The 2,498-nt window shown below is 74.7% G+C and carries 3 protein-coding genes; all 3 read left to right on the top strand.

Going from position 1 to position 2,498, the window contains the following annotated elements; translation table 11 throughout:
- Positions 1-701: DsbA family protein (locus tag HMPREF0731_RS09120; protein WP_007003805.1), on the top strand; the 701-nt coding region annotated here is incomplete at its 5' end.
- Positions 702-777: 76 nt separating this feature from the next.
- Entirely contained in the window at positions 778-1,674 is an 897-nt protein-coding gene (locus HMPREF0731_RS09115; RefSeq protein WP_007003804.1) for a cation diffusion facilitator family transporter, read from the top strand.
- 136 nt (positions 1,675-1,810) lie between these two features.
- Positions 1,811-2,498 (top strand): M14 family metallopeptidase (locus HMPREF0731_RS09110; protein ID WP_007003803.1); only part of this gene is annotated, 688 nt, incomplete at its 3' end.

Below are 2,498 nucleotides of genomic sequence, written 5' to 3'. Positions count from 1 at the left end.
CCCAGGCCCCCGCCCCTGGCGGGCTCACCCCGCAGCAGCGCGAGGAGGTGGTGCAGATCCTGCGCGACTCGCTCACGCGCGACCCGTCGATCCTGCGGGACGCCCTGGCCGCGATGCAGCAGGCCGAGCAGCAGGACCGCGCCGCGGCGCAATCGGCGGCGATCCGCGCCAACCAGGCGGCGCTGCTGCGCGACGCCGCCGACCCGGCCAAGGGCAATCCGCGCGGCAGCCTGACCATCGTCGAGTTCTTCGACCCGCGCTGCGGCTACTGCAAGGCGCTGCACCCGACCATGGCGGCGCTGCTCGCCGCCGACCGCGATCTGCGCGTGGTGCTGAAGGACCTGCCGATCCTGGGCCCGGCCAGCGTCACCGCCAGCCGCGCTTTGCTGGCGGCGCAGCGCCAGGGCAAATACGCCGAGTACCAGGACGCGCTGATGCGCCTGCGCGGCGAGCCGACCGAGGCGGCGCTGCAGGCCGAGGCGCAGAAGCTCGGCCTCGACTGGGCGCGGCTGCGGCGCGACATGGAGGACCCGGCGATCACCGAGCGGCTGCAGCGCAACCTGGCCCTGGCCCGCGCCCTGTCGATCGAGGGCACGCCGGCGCTGGTGATCGGCGACACGCTGGTGCCGGGTGCCGTGGACCTGCCGACACTGCAGCAGCTGGTGGCCGAGGCGCGGCGGCAGGCGCGCCAGGGGGGCTGACGGCCCCCTCCCCTTGAACCGCCGCCTGTCCTGACGCATCAGAATAACATCGGCGTAATATTTGGGGAGGCCGGGCATGCGGCAGGCGGTGGATGCGGCGGCGTTGCGGCGCGAGCGGTCGGTGCTGCTCTGCGCCCTGGCGGATATCGCCATCCTCATCGCCTATGTCGGCATCGCCCTGTCGTCGCAATCGCTGACCCTGCTGGCCGAGGCGGTGCGCGGCTGGCTGATGGTCGCGCTGGAGCTGCTGGTGCTGCTGCTGATGCGGCGCATCCATCGCGGCCGCATGGCGGCCTATGAATTCGGCGCCGGCAAGCTGGAGCATTTCGCCAACCTGCTGATCGGTCTGGCCATGGCCGGTGGCGCCGTCTGGCTGGCGGCCGGGGCGCTGGGCAAGATCCACCTGCCCAGCAGCGCGCCGAATGACGGGGTGCGGCTGGCGCTGCTGCTGTCGCTGGTCAACCTCGCCGTCAACGCCGCCGCCTTGCGGGCGCTGTGGCAGGCCGGGCGGGACGGGCGCTCGGTGATCATGACCGGGCAGATCCGCACCCGGCTGTCGAAGCTGCTCTCCTCCGCCGTGGTGGTGCTGGCCATCGGCGTTGCCGCCTGGGCGCCGGGCAGCATGCTGAGCCTGGTGGCCGATGCCGGCGGCACGCTGTTCGTGGCGGTGGTGATGCTGGGCGTCGCCGCGCGGCTGTGGCGCGATTCGCTGCCCGACCTGCTGGACCGCAGCCTGGAGGAGGAGCACCAGGCGCTGGTCAACCGCGCCCTGGCCGCGCATTTCGCGGCGTATGAGGCGCTGCTCTCGGTGCGCAGCCGCCGCGCCGGCAGCCGGGTGCATGTCGAGGTGGCGCTGGGCTTCGCGCCCGATCGCGGCTTCGCCGAGGTGGCGGCGGCGATGCGGGCGGTGCGGGCCGAGCTGGAGGCGCTGATCCCCGGCGCCGAGGTGGTGGTGATCCCGCACCCCGTCTGAGCCGCCCCCCCCCCGTTGCCGCTGCCGCGCCGCGGTATAGACTTGCCCCCGCAAGACAGGGGGACAGGCGGATGGCGGCACGGCCGATCGCGGCTTGCGGCCCGGCCCGCGCGGCCGGCGGGGGGATGCGCGCCGCATGAGCGGCCCCGGCGGCCCCGCCCTGCTGCCGCATTTCCCGGTCGAGCTGCCGGTGCCCGATCTGCGCGACCTGCTCGCCGGCAACACCCTGCCCGGGGTGTGGAGCTTCGCCGCCGAGGCGCCCGGCCCGCATGTCGCGCTCTGCGCGCTGATCCATGGCAACGAGATCGCCGGCGCGCTGCTGCTGGCGCGCTGGCTGCGCGAGGGGCTGCGCCCGGCGCGCGGCCGGCTGACCCTCATCTTCGCCAACCTGGCCGCGTTTTCCCGCTTCGACCCGGCCGACCCGACGCTCAGCCGCTTCGTGGACGAGGATCTGAACCGCGTCTGGTGCGACCGGGTGCTGGACGGGCCGCGCCGCAGCACCGAGCTGGACCGCGCCCGCGCGCTGCGGCCGCTGATCGGCACGGTGGACGTGCTGCTCGACCTGCATTCGATGCTCTGGCCTTCCGATCCGCTGATCCTGGCCGGGGCGCCGGCGGGGCAGGCGCTGGCGCGGCGGCTCGGCCAGCCGCCGCTGGTGGTGGCGGATGGGCAGGGCCATGCCTCCGGCCGCCGGCTGATCGACCACAGCCGCTTCACCGACCCGGCCGCCCCCCGCCCCGCCCTGCTGGTCGAGGCCGGGCAGCACTGGGAGCGGCGGACGCTGGCGGTGATGGAGGCGGCCGCCACCGCCCTGCTGCACGAGA

Source organism: Pseudoroseomonas cervicalis ATCC 49957 (genome assembly GCF_000164635.1).
Classification (GTDB): domain Bacteria; phylum Pseudomonadota; class Alphaproteobacteria; order Acetobacterales; family Acetobacteraceae; genus Pseudoroseomonas; species Pseudoroseomonas cervicalis.
Note: the sequence above shows the minus strand (reverse complement) of the source record. Positions and strands in the feature narration are given on the sequence as shown.

Coding starts and splice junctions, on each gene's coding strand:
- HMPREF0731_RS09115 (WP_007003804.1), top strand. CDS start 778: ATGCGGCAGGCGGTGGATGCGGCGGCGTTGCGGCGCGAGCGGTCGGTG.